The organism is Noviherbaspirillum sp., from assembly GCF_035254865.1.
Lineage (GTDB): Bacteria > Pseudomonadota > Gammaproteobacteria > Burkholderiales > Burkholderiaceae_D > Noviherbaspirillum.
The window spans coordinates 1-24,352 of the sequence record NZ_DATFAF010000030.1; the positions used below are offsets into that span (position 1 = coordinate 1).

General features: G+C 60.9%; 25 protein-coding genes and 1 pseudogene. 13 read left to right on the forward strand and 13 right to left on the reverse strand.

The features are described from left to right. The 4 genes from VJ651_RS08670 to VJ651_RS08685 form a co-directional block, all read right to left on the reverse strand. On the reverse strand, positions 1–882 hold an 882-nt coding region (locus VJ651_RS08670; RefSeq protein WP_324107068.1), incomplete at its 3' end, for a branched-chain amino acid ABC transporter permease. 93 nt (positions 883–975) lie between these two features. Beyond that, positions 976–1,878 carry a branched-chain amino acid ABC transporter permease gene (locus VJ651_RS08675; protein ID WP_324107069.1) on the reverse strand — a complete coding sequence of 301 codons (903 nt, stop codon included), beginning with the start codon at positions 1,876–1,878 and terminating at the stop codon, positions 976–978. Between the two features lie 152 nt (positions 1,879–2,030). Then, complete coding sequence (locus VJ651_RS08680) at positions 2,031–2,819, reverse strand: ABC transporter ATP-binding protein (RefSeq protein WP_324107070.1); 789 nt, start codon at positions 2,817–2,819, stop codon at positions 2,031–2,033. A gap of 2 nt (positions 2,820–2,821) precedes the next feature. Further along, positions 2,822–4,777: an AMP-dependent synthetase/ligase gene (locus VJ651_RS08685; protein WP_324107071.1), complete on the reverse strand. Its 1,956-nt coding sequence runs from the start codon at positions 4,775–4,777 to the stop codon at positions 2,822–2,824. A 220-nt stretch (positions 4,778–4,997) separates the two neighbouring features. On the opposite strand from VJ651_RS08685, the gene VJ651_RS08690 reads away from it, so the two are divergent. The 3 genes from VJ651_RS08690 (at position 4,998) to VJ651_RS08700 (ending at position 6,836) form a co-directional block, all read left to right on the forward strand. Next, positions 4,998–5,684 carry a Crp/Fnr family transcriptional regulator gene (locus VJ651_RS08690; RefSeq protein WP_324107072.1) on the forward strand — a complete coding sequence of 229 codons (687 nt, stop codon included), beginning with the start codon at positions 4,998–5,000 and terminating at the stop codon, positions 5,682–5,684. A 67-nt stretch (positions 5,685–5,751) separates the two neighbouring features. Beyond that, positions 5,752–6,495 (forward strand): MgtC/SapB family protein, encoded by a 744-nt coding sequence (locus VJ651_RS08695; RefSeq protein ID WP_324107094.1) that lies wholly within the window; start codon positions 5,752–5,754, stop codon positions 6,493–6,495. A 137-nt stretch (positions 6,496–6,632) separates the two neighbouring features. Further along, positions 6,633–6,836: a dodecin family protein gene (locus tag VJ651_RS08700; RefSeq protein ID WP_136419651.1), complete on the forward strand. Its 204-nt coding sequence runs from the start codon at positions 6,633–6,635 to the stop codon at positions 6,834–6,836. 112 nt (positions 6,837–6,948) lie between these two features. Here VJ651_RS08700 and VJ651_RS08705 read toward each other — a convergent pair whose 3' ends face one another. Beyond that, entirely contained in the window at positions 6,949–7,551 is a 603-nt protein-coding gene (locus tag VJ651_RS08705; protein ID WP_324107073.1) for a type 1 glutamine amidotransferase domain-containing protein, read from the reverse strand. A 308-nt stretch (positions 7,552–7,859) separates the two neighbouring features. On the opposite strand from VJ651_RS08705, the gene lon reads away from it, so the two are divergent. Together lon and VJ651_RS08715 are read left to right on the forward strand one after the other, a co-directional pair. Then, on the forward strand, positions 7,860–10,211 hold the full coding sequence (gene lon, locus VJ651_RS08710; RefSeq protein ID WP_324107095.1) for an endopeptidase La: 2,352 nt from the start codon (positions 7,860–7,862) through the stop codon (positions 10,209–10,211). Continuing rightward, positions 10,208–10,561: a hypothetical protein gene (locus VJ651_RS08715; RefSeq protein ID WP_324107074.1), complete on the forward strand. Its 354-nt coding sequence runs from the start codon at positions 10,208–10,210 to the stop codon at positions 10,559–10,561. The genes lon and VJ651_RS08715 overlap by 4 nt, the downstream gene beginning before the upstream one ends. Here VJ651_RS08715 and VJ651_RS08720 read toward each other — a convergent pair. Then, positions 10,549–10,893, reverse strand: a complete 345-nt coding sequence (locus VJ651_RS08720) for a hypothetical protein (RefSeq protein ID WP_324107075.1) — start codon at positions 10,891–10,893, stop codon at positions 10,549–10,551. The genes VJ651_RS08715 and VJ651_RS08720 overlap by 13 nt on opposite strands. Before the next feature lie 6 nt (positions 10,894–10,899). Further along, positions 10,900–11,475 (reverse strand): antibiotic biosynthesis monooxygenase, encoded by a 576-nt coding sequence (locus VJ651_RS08725; protein WP_324107076.1) that lies wholly within the window; start codon positions 11,473–11,475, stop codon positions 10,900–10,902. 70 nt (positions 11,476–11,545) lie between these two features. Here VJ651_RS08725 and VJ651_RS08730 point away from each other — a divergent pair, with 70 nt between their 5' ends. Beyond that, positions 11,546–12,232: a helix-turn-helix transcriptional regulator gene (locus tag VJ651_RS08730; RefSeq protein WP_324107077.1), complete on the forward strand. Its 687-nt coding sequence runs from the start codon at positions 11,546–11,548 to the stop codon at positions 12,230–12,232. 170 nt (positions 12,233–12,402) lie between these two features. Then, positions 12,403–13,092 (forward strand): hypothetical protein, encoded by a 690-nt coding sequence (locus VJ651_RS08735; RefSeq protein ID WP_324107078.1) that lies wholly within the window; start codon positions 12,403–12,405, stop codon positions 13,090–13,092. A gap of 151 nt (positions 13,093–13,243) precedes the next feature. Here the strand turns inward: VJ651_RS08735 and VJ651_RS08740 are convergent, their stop codons facing one another. The 5 genes from VJ651_RS08740 to VJ651_RS08760 all read right to left on the reverse strand — a co-directional run bounded on the left by VJ651_RS08740 (position 13,244) and on the right by VJ651_RS08760 (position 17,776). Beyond that, entirely contained in the window at positions 13,244–13,774 is a 531-nt protein-coding gene (locus tag VJ651_RS08740; protein ID WP_324107079.1) for an OmpA family protein, read from the reverse strand. Positions 13,775–14,063: 289 nt separating this feature from the next. Next, positions 14,064–15,167 (reverse strand): DUF748 domain-containing protein, encoded by a 1,104-nt coding sequence (locus VJ651_RS08745; RefSeq protein ID WP_324107080.1) that lies wholly within the window; start codon positions 15,165–15,167, stop codon positions 14,064–14,066. 28 nt (positions 15,168–15,195) lie between these two features. Continuing rightward, entirely contained in the window at positions 15,196–16,485 is a 1,290-nt protein-coding gene (locus VJ651_RS08750; protein WP_324107081.1) for an amidohydrolase family protein, read from the reverse strand. A gap of 24 nt (positions 16,486–16,509) precedes the next feature. Continuing rightward, on the reverse strand, positions 16,510–17,391 hold the full coding sequence (locus VJ651_RS08755) for an ion transporter (protein WP_324107082.1): 882 nt from the start codon (positions 17,389–17,391) through the stop codon (positions 16,510–16,512). A 64-nt stretch (positions 17,392–17,455) separates the two neighbouring features. After that, positions 17,456–17,776, reverse strand: a complete 321-nt coding sequence (locus tag VJ651_RS08760) for a cupin domain-containing protein (protein WP_324107083.1) — start codon at positions 17,774–17,776, stop codon at positions 17,456–17,458. Positions 17,777–18,025: 249 nt separating this feature from the next. On the opposite strand from VJ651_RS08760, the gene VJ651_RS08765 reads away from it, so the two are divergent. After that, entirely contained in the window at positions 18,026–19,150 is a 1,125-nt protein-coding gene (locus VJ651_RS08765; protein WP_324107096.1) for a branched-chain amino acid ABC transporter substrate-binding protein, read from the forward strand. A 75-nt stretch (positions 19,151–19,225) separates the two neighbouring features. Here the strand turns inward: VJ651_RS08765 and VJ651_RS08770 are convergent, their stop codons facing one another. After that, positions 19,226–20,710 (reverse strand): diguanylate cyclase, encoded by a 1,485-nt coding sequence (locus VJ651_RS08770; RefSeq protein ID WP_324107084.1) that lies wholly within the window; start codon positions 20,708–20,710, stop codon positions 19,226–19,228. A gap of 314 nt (positions 20,711–21,024) precedes the next feature. Between VJ651_RS08770 and VJ651_RS08775 the strand changes: the two genes are divergently transcribed. The 5 genes and pseudogenes from VJ651_RS08775 to speG all read left to right on the forward strand — a co-directional run bounded on the left by VJ651_RS08775 (position 21,025) and on the right by speG (position 24,341). Then, positions 21,025–22,161 (forward strand): sensor histidine kinase, encoded by a 1,137-nt coding sequence (locus VJ651_RS08775; protein WP_324107085.1) that lies wholly within the window; start codon positions 21,025–21,027, stop codon positions 22,159–22,161. Between the two features lie 119 nt (positions 22,162–22,280). After that, positions 22,281–22,361, forward strand: a pseudogene (locus tag VJ651_RS08780) (hypothetical protein); the annotation flags it as partial. 186 nt (positions 22,362–22,547) lie between these two features. Next, positions 22,548–22,850 (forward strand): antibiotic biosynthesis monooxygenase family protein, encoded by a 303-nt coding sequence (locus VJ651_RS08785; RefSeq protein WP_324107086.1) that lies wholly within the window; start codon positions 22,548–22,550, stop codon positions 22,848–22,850. Between the two features lie 196 nt (positions 22,851–23,046). Then, positions 23,047–23,589 (forward strand): hypothetical protein, encoded by a 543-nt coding sequence (locus VJ651_RS08790; protein WP_324107087.1) that lies wholly within the window; start codon positions 23,047–23,049, stop codon positions 23,587–23,589. Positions 23,590–23,798: 209 nt separating this feature from the next. Further along, positions 23,799–24,341, forward strand: coding sequence for a spermidine N1-acetyltransferase (gene speG / locus VJ651_RS08795; RefSeq protein ID WP_324107088.1), 543 nt, complete (start codon positions 23,799–23,801; stop codon positions 24,339–24,341). Positions 24,342–24,352 lie beyond the last annotated feature (11 nt).

The following is a 24,352-nucleotide window of genomic DNA, read 5'->3' on the forward strand; positions in this document are numbered from 1 at the left end:
GGGCAGCAGCACGATGAAGGCCGAACCGAAGAAGGCGCCGATGATGGAGCCGACGCCGCCGATGATGATCATGAACAGGATGCGGAAGGACAGGTCCAGGCTGTAGGCTTCCGGCTCCACCGTGCCGAGGTAGGCGAACGCATACAGTGCGCCGGCCACGCCGCAGTAGAAGGAGCTCACCGCGAATGCGAGCAGCTTGGTGCGCATCAGGCGGAAGCCGATCACCTCGGCCGCCACATCCATGTCGCGCACCGCCATCCACGAGCGGCCGACATTGGTGCGCACCATGTTCTTGACCATCAGTGCCATCACGCACACGATGGACAGCGTCAGCAGGTACTTGCTGGCCGGGCTGTCAAAGTGGTAACCGAAGATGGTGATCGGCTGCGCGGTGATCACACCCGACGAGCTGTTGTTGGTGAACCAGGAGATCTTGGTCAGGCACCACACCACGAAGAATTGCGTCGCCAGCGTCGCGGCAGCAAGATAGAAGCCACGAATACGCAGGGAGGGCAGGCCGAATGCGACGCCGACCAGCGCCGCGCAGATGCCGCCGAGGATGAAGGCCAGCAGCACCGGGATGCCGGGAATGCGCAGGATGAAGTTGTACGACGCGAAGGCGCCGACCGCCATGAAGGCCGCGGTGCCGAGCGACAGCTGGCCGGCATAGCCGGTCAGGATATTCAGCCCCAGCGCGGCCAGGGAGAAGATCAGGAACGGAATCAGGATCGCCGAGAAAATGTAGGGCGATGCGAGAAAGGGCACTGCAACGAAGGCGATCGCCAGCAACAGGGCAATGCCGATGCGGTCCTGCCGGATCGGGAAGATCTGGCTGTCGGCCTGGTAAGTCGCTTTGAATTGACCTGCTTCACGGTAGAACATGTTGTATTCCTGATTCGGTTAATTCTGTTTGTGATTCGCCTACTGCTTCCCTCCCTCTTGCAGGGGGAAGGAACACGCACGTAGTGAGCTTTTCTAGATCCTTCGGATGATCTTCTCGCCGAACAATCCCTCCGGCCGCACCAGCAGGAACAGCAGCGCCAGTACATACGGGAACCATCCTTCGATGCCGCCGCCGACCATCGGGCCGATATACACTTCGGCCAGTTTTTCGGAAGCGCCGATGATCAGTCCGCCGAGGATCGCGCCCGGCACCGAGGTGAAGCCGCCAAGGATCAGCACCGGCAAGGCCTTCAGCGCAACGAAGGTCAGTGCGAACTGGACGCCATTGCGCGCGCCCCACAGCAGACCGGCGACCAGCGCGACGAAACCGGCCACCGCCCACACGATGCCCCAGATCTGCTGCAGCGGAATGCCGACCGCGAGTGCGGCCTGATGGTCGTCCGCGACGGCACGCAAGGCGCGGCCGATTTTCGTTTTCGAGAAGAACAGCGCCAGGCCGATCACCAGCACCGCGCAGATGCCGGCGGCAATGACGTCGAACTGCGAGATCGAAATATTGAAGTTGTCGAGCAGGTACTGGATGGGCACGTCCTCGATGCCGATGTCCAGCCGCCGCACCTGCGAACCCCAGAGCAATTGCGCCAGCCCCTCGACGAAGAAGGTCAGGCCGATGGTCGCCATGAACAGCGTGATTTCATGCTGGTTGACCAGCGGGCGCAGCACCACTTTTTCAGTGACCAGCCCGAGTATCACCATTGCCACCATCGTCAGCGGAATCGCGATCCAGAGCGACACGCCGAGCTTGTCCGAGATGCCGACGCAGGTCAGCGCCGCAAAAAACACCATCGCGCCCTGTGCGAAGTTGAAGACGCCGGACGCCTTGTAGATCAGCACGAAGCCGAGTGCGACCAGTGCGTACATCACGCCGGCCAGCAGGCCGCCGATCAGTACTTCGAAGAAGAAACTTAAATCCATGGTTTGTCCCTGTTCAGCGCGTTGCGGATGCCCTCTCCGGAGCGGGGAGGGCGAGGGCGGAGGCAGAGTGGTTGAAGCATCGTTGCAAGCGGCGCAACCGCTCTGCCCCCATCCCGGTCTTGCTCCCTTGCGAGGAGAAAGACGCCCATTCCTTAATGCGCTACTCCCAAATAAGCATTGATCACATCCTGATTGCTGCGCACCTCGTCCGGCGTGCCGTCACCGATCTTCTTGCCGTAATCGAGCACCACCACGCGGTCGGAGATGTCCATCACCACGCCCATGTCATGCTCGATCAGCACGATGGTGGTGCCGAACTGGTCGTTCACGTCGAGGATGAAGCGGCACATGTCCTGCTTCTCTTCCACGTTCATGCCGGCCATCGGCTCGTCCAGCAGCAGGATTTCCGGTTCCGCCGCCAGAGCGCGTCCGAGCTCGACGCGCTTCTGCAAGCCATACGGCAGGCGGCTGACGGGCGTCTTGCGGATGTGCTGGATCTCGAGGAAGTCGATGATCTCCTCCACCTTCTTGCGGTGCGCCAGTTCTTCCTTCTGCGCCGGACCCCAGTAGATCGCCTGCAGCAGGAAGTTGGTCTGCATTTTCAGGTTGCGGCCGGTCATGATGTTGTCGAGCACCGACATGCCCTTGAACAGCGCGATGTTCTGGAAGGTGCGCGCGATGCCGCTCTTGGCCGCCCTGTGGGTGTTCATGTCCTTGCGGTGCTTGCCGCGATACACGATCTCGCCCTGCTGCGGGTGGTACACGCCGTTGATCACGTTGAGCATGGAGCTCTTGCCGGCGCCGTTGGGGCCGATGATGGCGCGGATCTCGTGTTCGCGCACATCGAAGGAAATATCGGTCAGCGCCTTGACGCCGCCAAACGATAGCGAGATGTTCCGCAGGTCCAGAATCACGTCGCCGATTTTTCGGTTTTCATTCATTGTCAGGCGGCTTTCTTCAGTTCACCAAATGTCTTCACATCGACGATGCGCAGGTCGGCGGAGACCACGCCCTGGCGGCCGTCCTCGAACTTCACCTGGGTCTCGATGTATTGCGAAAGTTTTCCTGAATAGAGCGCGTCGATCAGCACCTTGTACTTCTCGCCGATGAAGCGGCGACGGACCTTGCGGGTGCGGGTGAGCTCGTCGTCGTCCGGATCAAGTTCCTTGTGCAGCACCAGGAAGCGATGGATCTGGGTGCCGGACATCAGGGCTTCGGTGGACAGGTCGGCATTGACCTTCTCGACGCATTCCGCGATCAGCTCGTAGGTTTCGCGCTTGCCGGCCAGATCGGTATAACCCGAGTACGGAATGCCGCGCCGCTCGGCCCAGTTGCCGACCGCTTCCATGTCGATGTTGACGAAGGCGCACACCATGTCGCGCTGATTGCCGAAGGCGACCGCTTCCTTGATGAAGGGGAAGAACTTCAGCTTGTTCTCGATGTAGTTCGGCGCGAAGATGTCTCCGGTGTTCATCTTGCCCACGTCGGCGGCGCGGTCGATGATCTTCAGGTGGCCCTGCTCGTCGAAGATGCCGGCATCGCCGGTATGGAAATAGCCGTCGCTGTCGATGACTTCGGCGGTCGCATCCGGGCGCTTGTAGTATTCCTTGAGCATCGCGGCGGACTTTACCAGTACCTCGCCGTTGTCGGCCAGCTTCACTTCCACGCCCGGCGCCGGCAGGCCGACGCTGTCGAACTTGATGTTGCCGTCGGGTTGCAGGCAGACGTAGGCGCAGGTCTCGGTCGCACCGTACAACTGCTTCAGGTTGACGCCGATCGAACGATAGAAGCGGAACAGATCGGGACCGATCGCCGCACCCGCGGTGTAAGCCACGCGCACGCGCGACAGGCCGAGCACATTCTTCAAGGGACCGTACACGAACAGGTTGCCGAGCGCATAGCTGATGCGGTCCATGAAACCGACCGGTTTGCCGTCGAGGATGTCGGAGCCGACCCGGCGCGCGACGTCCATATAGTGATGGAACATCTTGCGCTTGATCGCGCTCGCGTCTTCCATGCGGATCATCACGGTGGTCAGCATGTTTTCGAATACGCGCGGCGGTGCGAAGTAATAGGTCGGCCCGATCTCGCGCAAGTCGGTCATCACCGTGTCGCCGGATTCGGGGCAGTTCACGGTGAAGCCTGCGACCAGCGCCTGCGCGAACGAGAACAGGTGGTCGCCCACCCAGGCCATCGGCAGGTAGGACAGAATGTCGTCGTCCGAGGTCAGCTTGTCGAAGCCGACGCCGCCTTCCGCGGCGGCGATGAAGGATGCGTGCGTCTGGCACACGCCCTTCGGTTTGCCGGTGGTGCCGGAGGTGTACAGCATCACCGCGGTGTCGTCGCCGCGGCCTGCATTGACCGCGTTCATGAAGAAGTTCGGATAGGCCTTGTCGAAATCGCGACCGAGCTGCTGCACCATGTCGAGCGATGCGAGTTCCGGCTGATGGTAATGGCGCATGCCGCGCGGATCGTCGTAAATGATGTGCGAGATGCGATCGAGGTTTTGCTTGATCTCGAACAATTTGTCGACCTGTTCCTGATCCTCGACCACCGCGAAATCGATTTCCGCGTCGTTCAGCACATAGGCCATGTCGGCTGCCGGCGCATCCTGATACAGCGGCACGGCGACGCCGCCGAGGCATTGTGCGGCAGCCATCGCCCAATACAGACGCGGACGGTTGTCGCCGATGATCGCCAGGCTCATGCCGCGCTTTAAGCCCATGGCGGCAAGGCCGCAGGCCAGGGCGCGCACTTCATCCGCGACTTGTGCCCAGTTCCAGGTTTGCCAGATGCCGAGATCCTTTTCGCGAAAGGCCGGCTTGTTCGGTTTGGTTTGCGCGTGCTGCAGAAGCATGCGGGGGAACGTTCGTTCGCCCGACTTGATCGTGTCTGCCATCGTCCCACTCTCTTTTAACAGGTTCTAACCGTCGTGGATGGACTGGAGCGCCTGCGTGGGCGAAGCCAAGCATTGCCTCGGGTATATCCGCAGCAATCATCTCGGCTTACAATGTCTCCGTAATTTTTGTAATCAGGATACTAGACAGTTCAATTTTTGTGCGCTGTCATTTGACTGACAATCACCTGTTATTTCCAAACTATCGTTGGTGCGACGCACAATGAATTCAGAGAAAGTTTCCCTCAAGGACTTGCTGCGCCAGACTATCTGGGCAAAAGACCTGACCCCGGCTCAACTGGAACGCGTCGAGGCCGACACGGTCGAGCAATTCGTGCCGAAGGGAGGCTACATTTGCCGCAAGGGTGAAATGGTCGATGCCTGGTTCGGCATCATCGACGGCCTCGCGAAAATCAATACGCTTTCTCCGGAAGGGAAGTCCGTCACCTTTACCGGCATCGCGACCGGCAGCTGGTTCGGCGAGGGCACGCTGCTCAAGCAGGAGATGCGCAAATACGATGTCGTCGCATTGCGCGACAGCCGCATCGCGCGCATGCCGAGCAAGACCTTCATGTGGCTGCTCGATACCAGCCTGCCCTTCACCCGTTTCCTGCTGATGCAGTTGAACGAGCGCCTCGGCCAGTTCATCGGCATGGTCGAGTTCGATCGCCTGCTGGATGTCGACACGCGCGTGGCGCGCTGCCTTGCCGCGCTCTTCAACAATCATCTCTATCCGGGCACCGACATGTTCCTGCAGGTGTCACAGGAAGAGATCGGCTATCTCTCCGGCGCTTCGCGCCAGCGCGCCAACCAGGCGCTGCAGGTGCTGGAAAAGGAAGGGCTGCTCAAGGTCGATTACGGCGGCATCCGGATCCTCGATCTGGAAGGCTTGCGGCGCTTTCAGGCATGAGCCTCGGGCGCGACTTCTCACCATTGACGGAACGACGACCCACCTCATGAACAAGTTTTCTGCGGACCTGCCTACCTTCGAAACCCTTGCAGCATTCTGGTCCGGCCCGGTGCTGGCGACCAATCTGATCGTGTTCCTGAGCCTGTTCGGCGCCTTGCTGCTCGGCTTGCTGGTCGGCTATGAACGCTCCTATCGCGGCCGCGCCGCCGGCATGCGCACCTATGGGCTGGTGTGCATGGCCTCGGCGGCACTGACGGTCATCGCCGGTTACTCGGCCGACTGGTACGGCGGCCAGGTGACGGTCGGGCTGGGCGCCGATCCGACACGCATCATCCAGGGCATCGTCACCGGCGTCGGTTTTCTCGGTGCCGGCGTCATCATGAAGGAAGGCTTCAACATCAGCGGCCTGACCACCGCCGCGTCGATCTGGGCGGCATCGGTGATCGGCGTGCTGGTGGGCGTCGGCTTTTATCTGTCGGCGATCCTGCTGGCATTGCTGTCGGCCATCTGCATGATCTGGGTGCCGAAGGTGGCAAACTTGCTGCCGTCACGCGCTGCCATTGCCATCGAAATGCGTTTTCGCGAGGGATTCTCGCCATCCGAAGACCGCTTGCGCGAAGCAGCCGTGAAACGCGGATATGAAATTGCCGGCGGCACGATCTCGATTGCCGTCAGGGAAGGCAAGACCGAGTGGCATTTCGTCGCAGTCGCCTTCAACAAGAACAGCGGCGCGCCGATCAGCGATCTCGCGCGCGAGATGTCGCAGTTCGAAGGACTGGACGCCTTCCATCTCTCCCACGCGCGCAATTAAAAACGCTGCAATATGGTCGGCTTGATATTGCTCAGGCCGGACCTGCCCATCCCTCCTAACATCGATCAGGCGCGCCGCGCCCCCATCGTGCTGCGCTTCCTTCCTTGAAACATTAACCGTTACCAATGGAGAACGCCATGTCGAATGTGATGAAAGTGATCGAAGTGCTGGCCGAATCGCCGACCAGTTGGGAAGATGCCGTTGCCGCCGCAGTGGTCAAGGCGAGCGAATCGGTGCACGGGATACGTTCTGTTTACGTCAAGAATTTCGAAGCGCAGGTCGACAACAACCGCGTCATCAATTATCGGATCAATGCCAAGGTGACCTTCGAGGTCGATTGAAACCGCAGGCAGTGATACGGAACTCCGTGCATTACCCGACGGAGTTCCGCGCGCCGTCCATCATCTCGCCCGCAGCGGCTTGTGCTTCAAGCGAGTCCTTCAACCGAGTCCTTCAACCGCTGATCCCGATCCCCGCCTGCTCGCTGCGCGTTCTGCGCGCGCTTTCGGTCATGCGCTGCGTCAGCGTCTCGATCATCTTCTGACTGAAGGCCGGAATATCTCCCGGCTTGCGGCTGGTGACCAGATTGCCGTCCACCACGACTTCCTGATCGACCCAGGTGCCGCCGGCATTGCGGATATCGTCCTGCAGCGTCGGCCAGCTCGTCATGGTGCGGCCCTCGACCAGACGCGCCGATACCAGCAGCCATCCGCCGTGGCAAATGGCGGCAATCATCTTGCCGTCCTCATCCATTTCCTGCACGAAGCGTTGCGCTTCGGGAATGATGCGGATCTGATCGCCGTTCATCACGCCGCCCGGCAGCAGGACCGCGTCGAACTCCTTCGAGTCGGCCTCCTGGAACGTCAGATCGACGTCGAACTGATCGCCCTTCGTATCGTGGTGAAATCCCTGCACCTTGCCGTGCTTGCTTGAAATGACCCTGGTGATCGCGCCTTGCTGTTCCAGCGCCTGGCGCGGATCGGTGAATTCGACTTGCTCGAAGCCGTCGGTGACCAGGATGGCGACATTGATGCCCGAGAGAGCTTGTTGGTCCATGATGCTTTTCCTTTCGTTGACGTGAACCGCGCGTGCGGCAGTTCGAGACAGGTCAGATTCGACTGGTACGCACCGGCTAAGTTCTGCCGCGCGGTACTGCGCGCAAGAAATCCCGATGTGATGGATTCGCGGAACAGTCTTCTTGTCTGTCATGTCCAAGTGAAAATTCAGGTGTCGCCCATCATGGCGATTCATGGCGTGCGGTCTGCGCGCACAGGAAAGGTTGCTGCATCATGAACACCGAACAGGATCCGACGCGCGGCATAGACCTGGGCAGCGATCCTGCCGAAGGGTTCGAAGCGCTCGCGATGCCATCCGCCGATACGCCGAAGCTGCCGCCGGATGCGGTTGTCATCATCCCGCTGCGCGCGCTGGTGCTGTTTCCCGGCATGATCGCGCCGATCAATCTCGGGCGCGAGCGTTCGATCGCGGCCGCGCGCGAAGCGGTGCGGCGCGACCTTCCGGTCGGCCTGGTGCTGCAGCAAGACGCCGATGTGGAAGTGCCGACGCCGGAGCAGCTGTATCGCACCGGCACCATGGCCAGCGTGCTGCGCTTTATCGCCGGGCAGGACGGCGCGAACTATCTGGTCTGCCAGGGCGAGCGGCGTTTTCGGGTCATTGAATTCCTCGAAGGCTATCCCTTCCACGCCGCGCGCATCCAGCAGTTGCAGGATGCGGAAGAACATTCGGCCGAAATCCAGGCGCGCATGATCCAGGTGAAGGAGCGGGCGGCGGAAATCATCGAGCTGCTGCCGCAGGCGTCCGGCGAGTTGACCGGGGCCGCGGAAAACATCGAATCGGCCTCCGCGCTGGCGGATTTCGTCGCCGGCCTGATGGACTTGCCGCTGCAGCAAAAGCAGGACCTGCTCGAAACCCCCGACCTGCGGCAGCGCCTGGACAAGGTGCTGTGCTTCCTGGTGCGCCGCATCGAAGTCCTGCGCCTGTCGCAGGAAATCAATGAACAGACCAGGGAGCGCATCGACGACCGCCAGCGTGAATACCTGCTGCGCGAGCAATTGAAGACCATCCAGAACGAGCTGGGCGAGCCCGAAGGCATGCTCGACGAACTGGAGGAGTTGAGCGAGGCCATTGCGCGCGCCCGGATGCCGGAAGACGTGGAAATGCACGCGCGCAAGGAATTGCAGCGCCTGCAACGCATGTCCGAAGCGTCGGCGGAATACGCGATGCTCTCGACCTGGCTCGAGTGGATGAGCGAACTGCCGTGGTCGGCGGCCACCGAAGACCGTATCGACATCGCCGAGGCGCGCCGCATTCTCGATGAGGACCACTTCGGCCTGCAGAAGGTCAAGCGCCGCATCCTGGAGCATCTCGCGGTGCGCAAGCTCAACCCCAACGGCAAGAGTCCGATCCTGTGTTTCGTCGGCCCGCCCGGCGTCGGCAAGACCTCGCTCGGCCAGAGCATCGCACGCGCCACGGACCGCAAGTTTGTGCGCGTGAGCCTGGGCGGCGTGCATGACGAGGCGGAGATACGCGGTCATCGCCGCACCTATGTCGGCGCCTTGCCCGGCAATATCATCCAGGCGGTGCGCAGGGCAGCCTCGCGCAACTGCGTGATGATGCTCGACGAGATCGACAAGCTCGGTGCCGGTGTGCACGGCGACCCCTCTTCCGCAATGCTCGAAGTGCTGGACCCCGAGCAGAACGTCAGCTTCCGCGACCATTATCTCGGCCAGCCATTTGATCTGTCGAAAGTGTTTTTCATCGGCACTGCCAACATGCTCGACGCCATCCCCGGTCCCTTGCTCGATCGCATGGAAGTGATTCGCCTGCCCGGCTACACCGAGGAAGAAAAAATGCAGATCGCGCGCCGCTATCTGATCAGGCGGCAACTGGAGGCCGCGGGATTGAACCCGCAGCAATGCGTGCTGAGCGACGAAGCCTTGCATGCGCTGATCCACGATTACACGCGTGAAGCCGGTGTGCGCAACCTCGAGCGGGAAATCGGCAACCTCATGCGCCACGTTGCGGTACGGTTTGCCGAAGGCAGCACGGAGAACGTGCAGATCGGCGCAGCCGACCTGGCGGAGATCCTCGGTCCGCTGAAATTCGAGAGCGAACTCGCAATGCGCACCAGCCTGTCCGGCGTCGCCACGGGACTTGCGTGGACGCCGGTGGGCGGCGACATCCTGTTCATCGAAGCGAGCCGCACGCCGGGTAGCGGCAAGCTGATTCTTACCGGACAGTTGGGCGAAGTCATGAAGGAAAGCGCGCAGGCTGCGCTGACGCTGGTGAAAGCGCATTGCGATGAACTCCAGGTCGCCGCGGATGTCTTCGATAAAAATGACATCCATGTCCATGTACCCGCAGGTGCCATGCCCAAGGACGGGCCGAGCGCCGGCGTGGCGATCTATGTCGCACTGGCATCGCTGGTGCGCGACAAGCCGGTGCGTAACGACTGTGCGATGACCGGAGAAATCAGCTTGCGCGGCCTGGTGCTGCCGGTGGGCGGCATCAAGGAAAAAGTATTGGCGGCATTGCAGGCCGGTATCAAGACCATCCTGCTGCCGGCGCGCAATCGCAAGGAACTCGACGAAATTCCGGAAGAGGCGCGCAAGCAATTGCGCTTCGTCTGGCTGGACACGGTAGACGAAGCGATGCGCGAATCCATCGGGAACCTGATTATTGGAGATGCCTCATGAGCAGAGATCTTGACAAGATGCGCAATGCATTCTTTCCCCTCGCGAAAAGCGGTGAGGCCGACCAGCGCGAAAAACGCTTGCCTGCGCTGATGCCGCAGTCGAGCGGATTTTTCACCTTCCGCTATTCCTCCACCGAGATCTATTCCGAGGGCGGCAATCTGCATGTGAAGATGAAGGAAACGCGCTACCAGGATGGACGGCTGAAATCGGAGGAATGCGAAGGCACGCTCGATCGCCAGGCCTACGACCGCATGGTGAACGAAGCGCAGGGCTATTTCCTGACCCAGATGGCGAACTTCGCTCGCCTGCTGTATCTGCCGTTTTCGCGCGGGCGCCGTTACGACGAATAAGACTCGATCGCGATCATCAACTGTTTCGGCAGGCGTGCGTTGACCATCGGCTCGCAGGCGATGCGCGATTGCAGCAGGCGCACGCGCCGGTCACCGGCAAACAGCGCGGCCAGCACCACCAGCACGGCCGCAGGCGGACTCAGAAGTGCGCTTGTCTCCGGAGCAGGAATATGCGCAGTGCTCGCCCCAAGGATGCGCTTGCATCCGGCATGCGAATACACCGCCCACATGTCGGCGCGGTCATCGTGGCAGACCGGATGGTCGGCACGCATGCGCGCATAGAGCGCATACGGATCATCGACCTCGGATTGCAGAAACAGAATATTGTCCATGTTGTCCTATTCCTTTGCATGACCGATGGCAGGAAAGCGCTGCGGCGCCTGCTCACGGTCGAACATTCCGTAGTCGCGGATGATTGCGCCGCATAGAACACGCGATGGCGAGACGGCTTCTCGCGCCGTTTCCTCGCGCCAGGCGCGTGCGCTTGCGGCATCGCTGAAATCGATCAGCGAGATCTGCTTGTCCGGATTGCTCTGGCTGCGCAAGCGCTTGTACCCCGCCAGGTTCGCCTCGGGGTATTCGCACAAACCGAGCTGTGCCTGTTCCCGGCCGACATCGGCATCCTCGTCGCCAGGTATTCGCAGCACGCGAAGCCGATAGTCGGAAAAAATGCCTTTCCGTCCCTGCGATTGCGCCGCATGGTGCTCGCCGTCGCGCCGCCATGCGACAAGCGCGGCCTCATCCCGCCAGCATGACAAGGACAATATCCAGCCTGGATCGCTCATGCTGGCGAAGCGCTCAATCGACAGAAAGCCGCCGATCGCATCCAGTTTCGGGCGTAGCGCGGCTGCAAGATCAAGATAGCGCTGGTAACCGCTTTCCGACGGCAATACTTCAAAGACGACAGCAAACATGGCGCCCTCCGATGACGATGAGGTCATGATACGATGGCCTTTCACGGGATAGTTCATTGAGAGGTGAAACATGGAATCCGCAATGCGCATCGCGAAAATGGCGGCCCTGCTCGGCGATCCGGCACGCGCCGCCATGCTGTGGTCGTTGATGGACGGTCGCGCCCGGCCCGCCGGAGAACTTGCCTTTGCGGCGAACGTGTCTGCCCAGTCGGCAAGCGGCCATTTGGCAAAACTGGTCGACGCGCATCTGCTCTGTGTCGAAACGCAGGGGCGACATCGCTACTACAGGCTGGCCGACAACTCGGTTGCGCTTGCGCTGGAGTCGCTGACCGCAATCGATCCGCCGCGCGCAAGAGTCTTGCCGGAATCAAAATCGACGCCGCCGGCAATGCGTTTCGCGCGGACCTGCTATGACCATCTTGCGGGCGAGCTTGCCGTGCGCCTGCTGCTGCAGATCGAAAAGAAAAGCCTGCTGGTGCGCAATGAAAAACATTTCGAACTGTCCGCCAGGGGAGAAAAGGCTTTTGCGCAACTCGGGCTCGACCTGCCCGGCATCAGGCGAAGCAAGCGGCAATTCGCCTGCGGATGTCTGGATTGGAGCGAACGCCAGTTCCATCTCGGCGGCGCGCTGGGCGCGGCCTTGCTGGACGCGATGTTGCAGCGTGCATGGTTGCTGCGCGTGCAGAAAACACGGGTGCTGCAACTGACGCAAAAGGGCAGGAATGGTTTGCGTGAGGCATTCAATTTCACTGCATAGGCAGGCCGGCAATTTGCTGCGGTGAAAGCGAATGGCGCACCTATTCAATTGGGAAATGCCGCTCTAACGAAGATGTCGTTAAAAAGCTGAGAACCTGCTAACAAATTCGAGTCTAAAACTGACCGTTGGCCGTTTTTCAAACATCCGACATTTCAATTGAAGGAGCGAGTATGAAAAAATTACCCATTGTTATATTTCTGTCGCTGATCGGCATGGCGGCGCAGGCGGTGGCCCAAAGCACGACCACGACCACCACAACCGTTGATCCGAGCAAGCCTGCCCCGGAAACATCGGGCGCCACGGCCGGAACGTCAGGCACTTCCGGTGCGTCCGGCACGTCCGGCTCCGGTGCCGCCGACACGCCCAGCACAGTGACCACCACGACCACGAAAACGCCGCCATCCAGCAGCGACAGTGGAGCGTCCGGTTCTTCCGGCATGAGCAGCAGCGGGGCGTCGGGCACGAGTTCCACGCCGAGCACCAGCACCGATACGTCGGGAACTTCGGGCACCAGCGGCACGTCCGGTTCTTCCTCCACCGATTCGAGTAGCGGCGCGGGCCTGCAGGTCCCGTCGACACCGGATTACGGAAGCTCGGGCGGGTCGGGCAGCTCAAGTAGCGGCACCATGGGATCGGGCACTTCGGGAACAGGAACGGACTCGTCGACCTCGGGCACCGGCTCAGGTACCAGCTCCGGCACCGGAAGTTCGACCTCGGGCACGTCCTCGACGGACCAGTCGACCAGCGGAAGCGGCAGCAGCGGATCGTACGTGGCGCCCTCCGGTTCGGATTCGTCCAGTGGGACGAGCGATCCTTCGAAGGAAAAAATGCGTCGGGACGACAGCTCGACGACGAAATAGGGTAGAGCACCCGCTATCGCGTTGACACGCCTGCCCCCGGCATGTTTGTCGGCGGCAGGCGCAATTCGGCGGTGGAACGTGTCCGCCGGACGGATCCGGCGGAGCGGTGGGCGATCGCGGCTGGCGAGAACCGCGCTCGCGTGCGAAAACCTTAGTGCTTGTGCGCGGCGGCGGTGCCGTTCTCGACGCGCAGCGGTTCACCGCCGAGGTCGACCTTGGCGAGGTTCTTGGCCTGGTCGGTGATGTACTTCACGCGTATGGTCTTGGCAGCGACGCCGTTCTTGATCAGCTCGTTCTTGACCTTGATCGCACGCGACAGGGCGATCGACTTGGCCTTCCCGGTCTTGTGCTTGTCGCAGTAGCCGGTAATCACGATCTTTTTCGAGTGCTTCGCGTTCGCGGCGAGTCGCGCAATCAATGCCTGCGCGTCGCTGTTGAGTTCGACGGTTTGGGCATCGAATTCAACGATCGCCGGATTGGTCAGCGCGGCCTGCGCACCGTTGTCGGCGGCGGGCGCGGCGGTGCCGGCCTTGCTGTCGGCCGGCTTGGCGGCGCTTGCCTGCGGCTGCGCTTCCGACGCACTTTGCGCCGGACTGTCGCCGTTGCCGTTTTCCATTTGCGCACAGCCGGCGAGTGCAATGAAGGATGCCGCGAGCGTGGCGGCCGTCAATTCCGAAAACATGGATTTCCCCTTGAAGTAATCCGCCGTGCAACAACGCGGGTATGCTGCACGGCGATGAATGAAAACGGTGTGCCTGTCCGCAGCCCCGCTTGTTCGGGTGTCAGCGGCTCCCATTACACAGGCTGTTAATATAAAAACAACAGCGGACATTGTATCAAAACCGGGGCTGCCATCCGGAAAAGTCGGCATCCCGACCATGATCGCGGCGTATAGGAAAACTCCTCGGCAAGGGACCTTGACCGGCCTGTGATGCGCAGATGCTGCCTGCCGAAACGGGCTCCAGGCGACCTTACTTCCTGAACAGTTTCTTCACCACGCCGCCAATGCCTTCCGCGGCGCCGCCTACCCCGCGCGTCAGCCCCTCGAGGCTGATGCCCAGGGTTTCCGCGACCGCGGATCCGACGCGCCGCGCGAAACTGTCGTTGATCGAGAATTGCGGATCGTTCAGATTGCCGTCCAGCGTGAAGTCGATCGAAATCTGGCCGTTGCGGTTTTTCAGCGCGGCGACTACCGCCTGGCGCGGCACACCCATGAAGGTGCCGAAGGGGCCTTGGCCGGGTGCCAGTTCGAGGCCGGTCAATGTCACCGTGCCGGGCGCATGCAGCCGGTTGTTGCGCACGGTCGATTTCAGCTTGAGGTCGAGCGTGCCGCGCCGCACGCCGGTTTCCGAGGCCTTGATCAGGTAAGGCTGCAGCGCGACCATGTCGACGCCTTGCAGCTTGGTGGTGATTTCCGAATTCCTGTCCGCCATTTCAGCCCAGCCGTCGATCATCACTCTGCCGTTGCGATTCACGCCCTTGACGCTGCCGTCGAGCTGGATGCGGGTGCGGCCATTCAGGGCGGGAAGCTGCAGATCGTCGATCCGCGCATGCAACTGGTCGAGCCGGGTCTTGTGCGCGGGCTGGCGTACCGTGGCATCGAAGAATTCCATCACGCCGTCATGCAGCTCGATGGTTCCGATGGACACCGGCAATGCTGCCGAAGCTTTCTGGCCGCCGTCCCCGGCCGGGGCTTCCGTCAGGCTCGGCAGCAGATGCACCTTGCCGTCGCGCGCGCGCAGGACGGACACGTAGGCTTTTTCCACCGAAATGCGCGGCACATGCACGCGCGCCGAAATCAGCCCGAGCAGGTCGGGTTTCACCATGATGCGCTCGGCGCGCAAGGCATCTTCCGCCGGCCAGCCCTTCGGTGCGCGAATGCGTATGCCGCGCACTTCGATTGCCGACCAGCCGACCACGATCTCCGCGACCTCGCTTTCCGGTCCCAGCGCCTGTTCCACCTGGCTCTTCAGCGCCCGGGTCGCGAAGTGCAGTCCGAGCGAGGTGGCCGCTCCCAGTGTCACGAGAACGATGAGCGTGACAGCGATCAGACGCTTGATGGTTTTGCTTTTCATTCCTCACCTATTTCATGCCGGAGCCCGATCATACGCTGCGATCCTGTCGCTTGAGCCGGAAATCGATTTCTCCCGACCGCCCCGGCAGGTTGAGCGTCGCGCGCGCCGCCGGCGACCGGCTGACCACGCGTCCGCGGCGAATCACATAGCGCCGCGCCGCGCGCAGGCGGATCGCCTCGATCGTGCTGTCCGCGTCGAGGATCACCAGGTCGGCATGCTTGCCGGCCTGCAGGCCATAGCCCTCCAGGCCGAGTATGCGCGCCGGTGTTTCCGTCACGGCCATGAAGCACGCATGCATCGCCTCCTGCCCCGTCATCTGCGCCACGTGCAGGCCCATGTGCGCCACTTCCAGCATGTCGCCGGAGCCGAGGCTGTACCACGGATCCATTACGCAATCATGTCCGAAGGCCACATCGATGCCGGCCGCCAGCAGCTCCGGTACGCGCGTCATGCCGCGTCGTTTCGGATAACTGTCATGCCGTCCCTGCAGGGTGATATTGATGAGCGGATTGGCGATCGCGGCAACGTCGGCTTCATGCATCAGCGGCAGCAGCTTGCTGACGTAATAATTGTCCATCGAATGCATCGAGGTCAGGTGCGATCCCGTCACGCGTCCATGCATGCCGAGGCGATGCGCATGATACGCCAGCGTCTCGACATGGCGCGACAGCGGATCGTCCGATTCGTCGCAGTGCATGTCCACTCGTAGGCCCTGGTCCGCCGCGAACTCGCACAGCAGGCGCACCGATTCCGCGCCGTCTGCCATCGTGCGTTCGAAATGCGGGATGCCGCCGACCACATCGACGCCCATCGCGATCGCGCGTTTCAGATTGCCGAAGGCAGACGGGATGCGCAACAAGCCATCCTGCGGAAACGCCACCAGTTGCAGGTCCAGATATGGCGCAACCTGCTTCTTCACCTGCAGCAGGGCTTCCACCGCCAGCAAGCGGTCGTCGCACACATCGACATGGCTGCGAATCGCCAGCAGGCCGCGCGCCACCGCCCAGTCGCAATACTGCAAGGCGCGTTCCACCAGCGCTTCCTGCGTCAGCAGCGGCTTCAGCTCGCCCCACAAGGAAATGCCTTCGAGCAGGGTGCCGGACCGATTGACGCGCGGCAGTCCGACGCTGAGCGTCGCGTCCATGTGGAAATGCGCATCGACGAAGGGCGGCGTCGCCAGATCTCCTGCCGCATCGATTTCCTGATGGGCATGCACCTGCAAGCCAGGGCCGATGGCAGCGATGCGGCCGTTTTCAATCGCGATATCGATGCCGCGCGCGCCATCCGGCAGGGTGGCGTTGCGTATGAGCAGATCCATCAGGAGCGTCCTTTTTCCATGCATTCAGGTGTGTTGATACGGCGGCAGACGGGCGCCGCAATCCTTGCAATACTGCGCGCCCGGTTCATGGCCTTCACTCAGGCAATTGGGACAGGTGCGCGTCGTGACGACGCGCGTCAGGCGCTGGGTCGTCATCTCCGCCGTGACGATCCCGGTCGGCACCGCCAGCACGCCCCAGCCGAGCAGCATCATCACCGATGCGATCGCCTTGCCGAATTCGGTATGCGGCGTGATATCGCCGTAGCCGACCGTGGTCATCGTCACGATGGCCCAGTACATCGCCTTCGGAATACTGGTGAATCCGTTGTCCGGCCCCTCGACGACATACATCAGGGTACCCATCACCAGCACCACCATCATCACGATAGACAGGAACACCATGATCTTGCGCCGGCTCGCGCGTACGGCATCGACCAGCACCTGGTATTCCTGCACATACATGGTCAGCTTCAGGATCCGGAAGATGCGGATCAGGCGCAGGATGCGCACATCGAGCAGCAGGTGCACTTCGGGAATGAAAAACGCAAGGTAAGTCGGCAGCACCGACAGCAGGTCGATGATGCCGAAGAAGCTTGTTGCATATTGCAGCGGACGTTTCACACACGCCAGGCGGGCCAGGTATTCGATACTGAACAGGATGGTAAATGCCCATTCGAGCGTATCGATCAGCGTCCCGTACGGCTGGCTGATCGCATGCACGCTGTCGAGCATCACCACCAGGATGCTGAAGAGAATGGCGGCGATCAGGGACAGGTCAAAACGCCGCCCGGCGACCGTGTCGGCCTCGAAAATGATCGTATACAGACGCAAGCGCCAGCCGCTGTCAGGCCTGCCGAAGTGCGGCTGCGGTGCGGCCGGGGCAGTGGAAGTGCTTTGTCGATTCATGATGAATGCCTGGTTCAAAACGGCGTGTAGCAGACCTTACTGCAAGAAGTGAGGAGATGCAATTTCAATAAAACACCGCAAGCCAGATCGTTTCCGTGTTTTCCGCGGTCCATTCCACGCGGTGCCTCTCGCCGGCCGGAATATTCACATAGGTGCCCTCGGTCAAATGCATCACGCGATCATCCTTTTCGAAGCGCAAGCCCGCCTCACCCTTGAGCAGCAGCACCCATTCATTTTCCGCCTGGTCGTACCAGAAGCCGGGCGGCGAGCTATGGCCCTTCGACACGATTTTCTCGATGCGCGTGCCGTGCCCCGTCGCGAGCACCTGAACGAACTCCTCCGGCAGTTGCGTCGGAATCCGTCCGTACAAATTGCCTGTCTCCATGGTCTTGCCCCTGTTAGTGGTGTGATCAGCCTGTTTTTCTCGCCCGAGGGCAGACCGAATTAAATTCGATAATGTCGGTTGGCGGGAAATAAATTGCTGCGAACCGGCAAATTCCGTGAAAAAAACGCAAGATAATTTTCCCCGAACTTCCCCATAATCCCCATCCGTGACCTATCCCGTTCACAGAGGCAGGCGTCGCGCGACATAATCGCTCGCGCCTTGGAGATACTTCAACGAGGAACAACAATGATGAAATTGAACAAGATTATCGGTGCGCTTGCATTGCTCGGCCTGGCCGGCGCGGTGTCTGCGCAAGAGGTCGTCGTCAAGATCGGCCACAGCGGCCCCTTGTCCGGCTCGCAATCCTTTTCCGGCAAGGACAATGAAAACGGCGTGCGCCTGGCGATCGAGGAACTGAACGCCAAGCCGATTACCGTCGGCGGCAAGAAGCTCAAGTTCGAACTGGTCAGCGAAGACGATCAGGCCGATCCGAAGTCGGGCGTCAACGTCGCGCAGAAACTGATCGACAGCGGCGTCAAGTTCGTGGTCGGTCCGTACAACTCGGGCGTCACGATTCCCGCATCGCGCGTCTACAGCGAAGCAGGCGTGCTGGTCGCGACCGTGGCTTCCAATCCGAAGATCACGGCACAAGGCTACAAGAACCTATTCCGCGTCAACGCCAGCGATTCCCAGCTCGGCTCCAAGATGGCGCTGTACGCCGCCAAGGAACTGAAGCTGAAGAACGTGGCGGTGGTCGACGACCGCACCGCTTTCGGTCAGGGCGTCGCGGAAGAGTTCGAGAAGCAGGCGAAGGCATCCGGCATGAAAGTGGTCGGACATGAGTTCACCACCGACAAGGCATCCGACTTCACCGCCATCCTGACCAACCTGAAGGCCAAGAAGGCCGAAGCCATTTTCTACGGCGGCTACGCTCCGCAAGGCGGCCCGATGGCGCGCCAGATGAAGCAGCTCGGCATCAATGCCAAATTGCTCGGCGGCGACACCATCTGCGTCACGGAGATGGGCAAGCTCGGCGGCGACGCAGTGGGCGAGAACGTGCTGTGCGCGCAGGGCGGCGCCATCCTCGACAAGGCCGCCAACGGCCCGGCATTCAAGGAAAAGTACAAGAAGCGCTTCAGCCAGGAACCGGACGTCTACGCGGCTTCATTCTATGACGGCATGATGATGTATGCCGATGCGATGAAGAAGGCCAATTCGATCGATCCCGCGAAAGTCGGCGCCGAGATCTACAAGGGCTCCTACAAGGGCGTCGCCGGCACCTACACGTTCGACGACAAGGGCAACATGAAGCAGTCGCCGGTCACGGTGTTCACCTTCAAGAACGGCCAACCGGCTCCGCTGACCAGCTACTGATCGCGCTGTTCAGTCCCGAAGAAATAAAGAGGGAAGCGGCAACGCTTCCCTTTTTTTATCTGTTTTGGCTGATTGTCAGGCCGGCTCGGGCGCGGCATCGTTGATCGCGGGCGCCACCTGCAGCCTGTTGCGGCCGTTGCCCTTGGCCTTGGAGAGCGCCTCGTCCAGGCGCGAGAAAAATGCCCAGCCGGTCTGCAGCGCTTCATGTTGCGCGACGCCGAGGCTGATGGTGATGTGGCGGTCCGGCACGATGCTGGAAAAATCATGCAGGTCAATCGCCTCGCGCAGCTTTTCCGCGACCGACGCGGCCTGTTCCAGCGAGCAGTCCTTGAGCAGGACGATGAATTCCTCGCCGCCCCAGCGTGCCGGCACGTCGCTCTCGCGCACGGTACTCCTTGCCAGTTGCGCCACCTTGCGCAGCACTTCGTCGCCGGCCTGGTAGCCGTGCGCTTCATTGATCTGCTTGAGGAAATCGATGTCGAACAGGATTCCGGACAGCGGCCTCCCGCTGCGCTCCGCATCCAGTCTCGCATGATAAAACACCAGGTCGAATGCCTGCCGGTTCAGCAGCCCCGTCAGCACATCGCTGCCAGCCATTCGATCCAGTTGCTGGCGGTGACGGCGCACGGTGAGCAGCACGAGCGACAGCGTCAGCGCCGTGATGCCGAGGCCGATCGCCAGATTCAGCAGGAATGTGCGCCGTACCGGCACGGCAAGCGCGCCCGCGTCCTGCTCCACCAGAAGATGCCATCCCAATGTCGGCAGAAAGCGCGAGCTGACCAGGATGCGCCGGCCGTCGCGCCGGTATTCGAACCAGGCCGGCTTGCTGTCCTTGTGCAGGAGCTGGCTTGCGATGTCGCTGATGCCAGGCGCCTTGTGCAGCGAGCCATGCAATTGCCGCATGGTGCTGCCAGCCAGGACCACCGTTCCCTGCGCGTCGACGAAATAGATGCGACTGCCGAAGCGGCGCTGGATGTTTTCGATCAGTTCGCCCAGCGTTTCCACCTTCAGTCCGATGCCGGTCACGCCAAGGAAAGCGCCGTCACGGTCGAGCATCCGGTGGTGGACGAACACCGTCACTGCATTGATGTTCTCACTGTCCACATCGACGTCGACGATGGACGGCACCTGTGCATCCCTGGCGCGGAAGAACCAGCTGTCCTGGGGATCGTTTTCCTGTATGCCTTTGAGCGTGCCGTCGGCGTAATAGTATTTTCGGCTGCGCTCGGACACCAGGAAGGCGGTGACCGCCCCCTGCTGTTGCCGTACCTCGGCCAGATAGCGCACGATGGAATCCGGATCGCTTTCGCCATTGAGCAGCCAGTCCCGCACGAAGCTGTCGTTGGCCATCATGGATGCGATGGCTGCCGGCCGCCGCAACTCGGCTTGCAGCACGGATTCGACATGGTCGCCGATCAGCGGCAGCTGGCGGTCGGCGAGATCGTGTTGCAGCGCGGAGCGGGAGGCAAAGTAGCCGGCAGCGGTGGTGCCGAACACTGCGCCCAGCAGCAGGATGGCGATCCAGACGATGGCGCGATAGGGTTGGAGAAATGACGGCATGACGCTCCCTGATGACGGTCCTGGCCGGCTGCACTTCGCATATTGTTGTCATGGTTGGTCGCAGGCGGGCCCCGGCAAGCGCGCCCTGGGCCAAGTATGGGGCATCGCGACTGCGCCATGCAACATGGTGTTGCAGGAATACCTGTTGATTTTGCGTGCCACATTGACAATATTGGGGCGACACCCTGCTACACTGGCGCTGCCGACGTCCGATGCGCGACGCGGCAAACGACAGTTCAGGAACTCATTCCTTCGATGGCGGAAGTGGCCGCGTTCATGCAATGGGTCTTGGTTCGACAACATGGGAGGCGTCTGTGCCCGATCTACTGGATCAGTGGTTTGTGAACGAAGGTTTCATGCCCCATGGGCATTGCTATTTGTGGACCCCCGAGCTGCTCTGGACGTACGTGATTTCGGATACGACGATCGGCATCGCCTATTACGCGATTACGTTCGCGCTCCTGTATTTCGTGAAGCGGCGCATCAACGTCCGTTTCCTGGCGTTGTACGTGACCTTCGCCCTGTTCATCTTCGCCTGCGGCACATCGCATTTCGTGGCCCTCTGGACCATCTGGCAGCCGGTGTACGGGCTGGATGCCAGCCTGAGAGCGCTGACGGCAGTCATATCCGCCACGGCGGCGATTCTTTTGTGGCTGACAGTGCCGAAGATACTGCTTCAGCCCAGCTCTTCCGAATTGCGCAAGGTGATCGCGCAGCTCGAACACGAGGTCGTCGAACGCAAGAATGTGGAAGAGGCCTTGCGGCAGTCGCAAGCGACCTTGCGCGAGCTTGCGGCCTACCAGGAACGCATACGCGAGGATGAGCGCAAGCGCATCGCGCGGGAAATTCATGATGAACTGGGGCAGAATCTGCTGGCCTTGCGGCTGGACGTTTCCGGGTTGCACGCGCGCGCCGGCGATCGTCACCCCTTGCTGCGCCAGAGGGCGGCCGAGGCGCTGGATTACATCGACACCACGATGAAGTCGATCCGCAGCATCATGAACAATCTGCGGCCACCGGTGCTGGATCTCGGTCTGCACGCGGCGATCGAGTGGCAGGTACAGCAATTCGAACAGCGCAACGGCATCAAATGCGACCTGGTGATGAACGAGGACGGCCTGACGTTGCAGGATGCGCAGGCAACGGCGATTTTCCGCATTCTGCAGGAATCGCTCACCAACATCGGCCGCCACGCGCAAGCTAACCACGTCGAGATCGCCCTGACCATTGCGCGTGACCGCTTGTTGTTGACGGTCCGGGACAACGGCGTCGGCATGTATCCCGGCGACCGCCGCAAGCCGCGCAGCTTCGGTCTGGTCGGCATCCAGGAGCGCGTCAAGATGCTCAACGGCGAACTGACGATCGACAGCCGCCTCGGAAAAGGCACCGTACTGCAGCTTTCCGTTCCGCTCGACAGCAAGCAAGCGCTCACGACGGCATTCAGCACCTAGGCAGGGATTTGCGTTTGGTCACGGCTTGCTCCGGTCGAACACGTAAATTCGACGAATCATTGTGCGCCAAAGTTTGCCATGGCCAAGCACAGCGGTGTATTGCCGGCCGCGCATGACCCGATGTCTGGATTTGTCCCTGGGACAACGGCTACATCCAGGCTACCGGACGCGACGCGAAAAGACGCAAGCAATACCGCTACATCGACTCCTACCTCGACGGCAGCATGCTGCCTGCCCTGCAGGAGCCGCCGCGGAAAAAACGGGCTGCGGTCAAGGGCAGGAAGGCACGCCGTCGCTGAAATATATTCAGTCGCGCGACACCATCGGAAGATGCAATAATCCCGTCATGCCTTTATTTCAACCCCTCTTCAACGGACGGAAAAAAGATGATTCTTGAACTCGCCGACATTCGCATCCAGCCCGGCAAACAAGCCGAATTCGACGACGCCATCCAGCGCGGTCTTGCCCAGGTCATTTCCAAGGCCAAGGGATTCCGAGGTTACAAGATCAACAAGGGCATCGAGTCGCCGGAGCGCTATGTGCTGACGATATTCTGGGAAACGCTGGAAAACCATACCGTCGATTTCCGCCAGTCGCCGGCTTTCCAGGAATGGCGCGGCATCGTCGGCCCCTATTTCGCGGTGCCGCCGGCGGTCGAGCATTTCAGCTTGCTGGCGAAGTCCGACTGAGCAGACGTTGCGGATTTGAAGCTTGAAGGCGCAGTCGTTGCGGCGCAATGTTGCTTCATAGACATGAATTCAAGTCGTTTTGCAGTCCGCGGTGATATGATCTTGAGATCTTGAATCGAGTCAAACCCATGCCATCAACTGCTGCTGCCAGTGAGGTCAAACAATAATGTTATTCAATGCTGATGCCGTCATCCTGATGCTCGCCATCTTACTGGCGGCAATCGTCTTGGCTGTGCTGGCTTATATAAGTGCCAACAAAATCAAGGCGCGTCGCGAGCAGCGGGATGTCGCTGCCATCAGGGCCACCATCATTGATTACTTCCGTCGTACCGGCGTCGAGGTGTCGGCCGACTGCTTCCGCAGCGCCGCAGGCTTTACCGCCGTTGTCGAGTCGGAACCGATGAAGCGGTTCCGCCTTTCGCACATCATCGAAATGACCGTGCGCGAGCACGTGCGCAAGGCTTGCGACCTGGAGCTCGACAAGATCTACTGGCGCTTTCCGATCAAGGACGCGGTCCAGGCAGTCGCCGTGGCGGACGCCAACGGCAACAGCGGCACTGAAGTCGAGACCAACACCGAGGCTGGCGGCGACAAGAAATCGGAGGAATTGTCCGACGAATACATCAACGAAGGACTGGAACATTACCGGCATATTCCCAAGCCGGAAGTGACCGAAATCCCGTGGGAAACCTTCGAGCAGGTGGCCACCATCGGCAAGGAAAAGAAGGGCGAGGAATAAGCTTCGCCCCGCTGCGCGTCAGTGTCATTCGCGCGACGCCATTTCGTTCTGCGCTGGACAAGTTTCTCCGCACCCCTCAGCATAGGATGCAAGAGCCCGTCTGAACATCCTGGCGGGTGCGCTCGCCGAGATGTTCAAACAGGTTCCGGTGCATTGCGCATCGCAATGCACCGGAACCTGTCGCGTTATACCGTCAAACCGGAATCAGCATGACTACCATTTCGCAACCCAATATCAAGCTCCGCCCGCTGGAGCGCAACGACCTGCATTTCGTCCACACGATCAACAACAACAGCAACATCATGCGCTACTGGTTCGAAGAGCCCTACGAAGCATATGTCGAGCTGGTGCAGCTCTACGACCGCCACATCCATGACCAGAGCGAGCGCCGCTTCATCATCGAGAACGACGCGGAAGAACTGGTCGGCCTGGTCGAGCTTGTCGAGATCAACTACATCCACCGCCGCGCCGAATTCCAGATCATCATTGCGCCCTCATGGCAGGGCAAGGGCTATGCCATGAGGGCGACGCAGATGGCGGTGGAATATGCGTTCTGCGTGCTCAACCTGTACAAGCTGTATCTGCTGGTCGACAAGGAAAACGTGGCGGCGATCCATATCTACGAGAAATGCGGCTTCGTTACCGAAGGAGAACTGGTCGGCGAGTTCTTCGTGAACGGCGTCTACCGGGATGCGATCCGCATGTGTGTGTTTCAGACGAAATACCTGGCGACACGGGAAACAAAGAGCTGATCAGGCTCTGA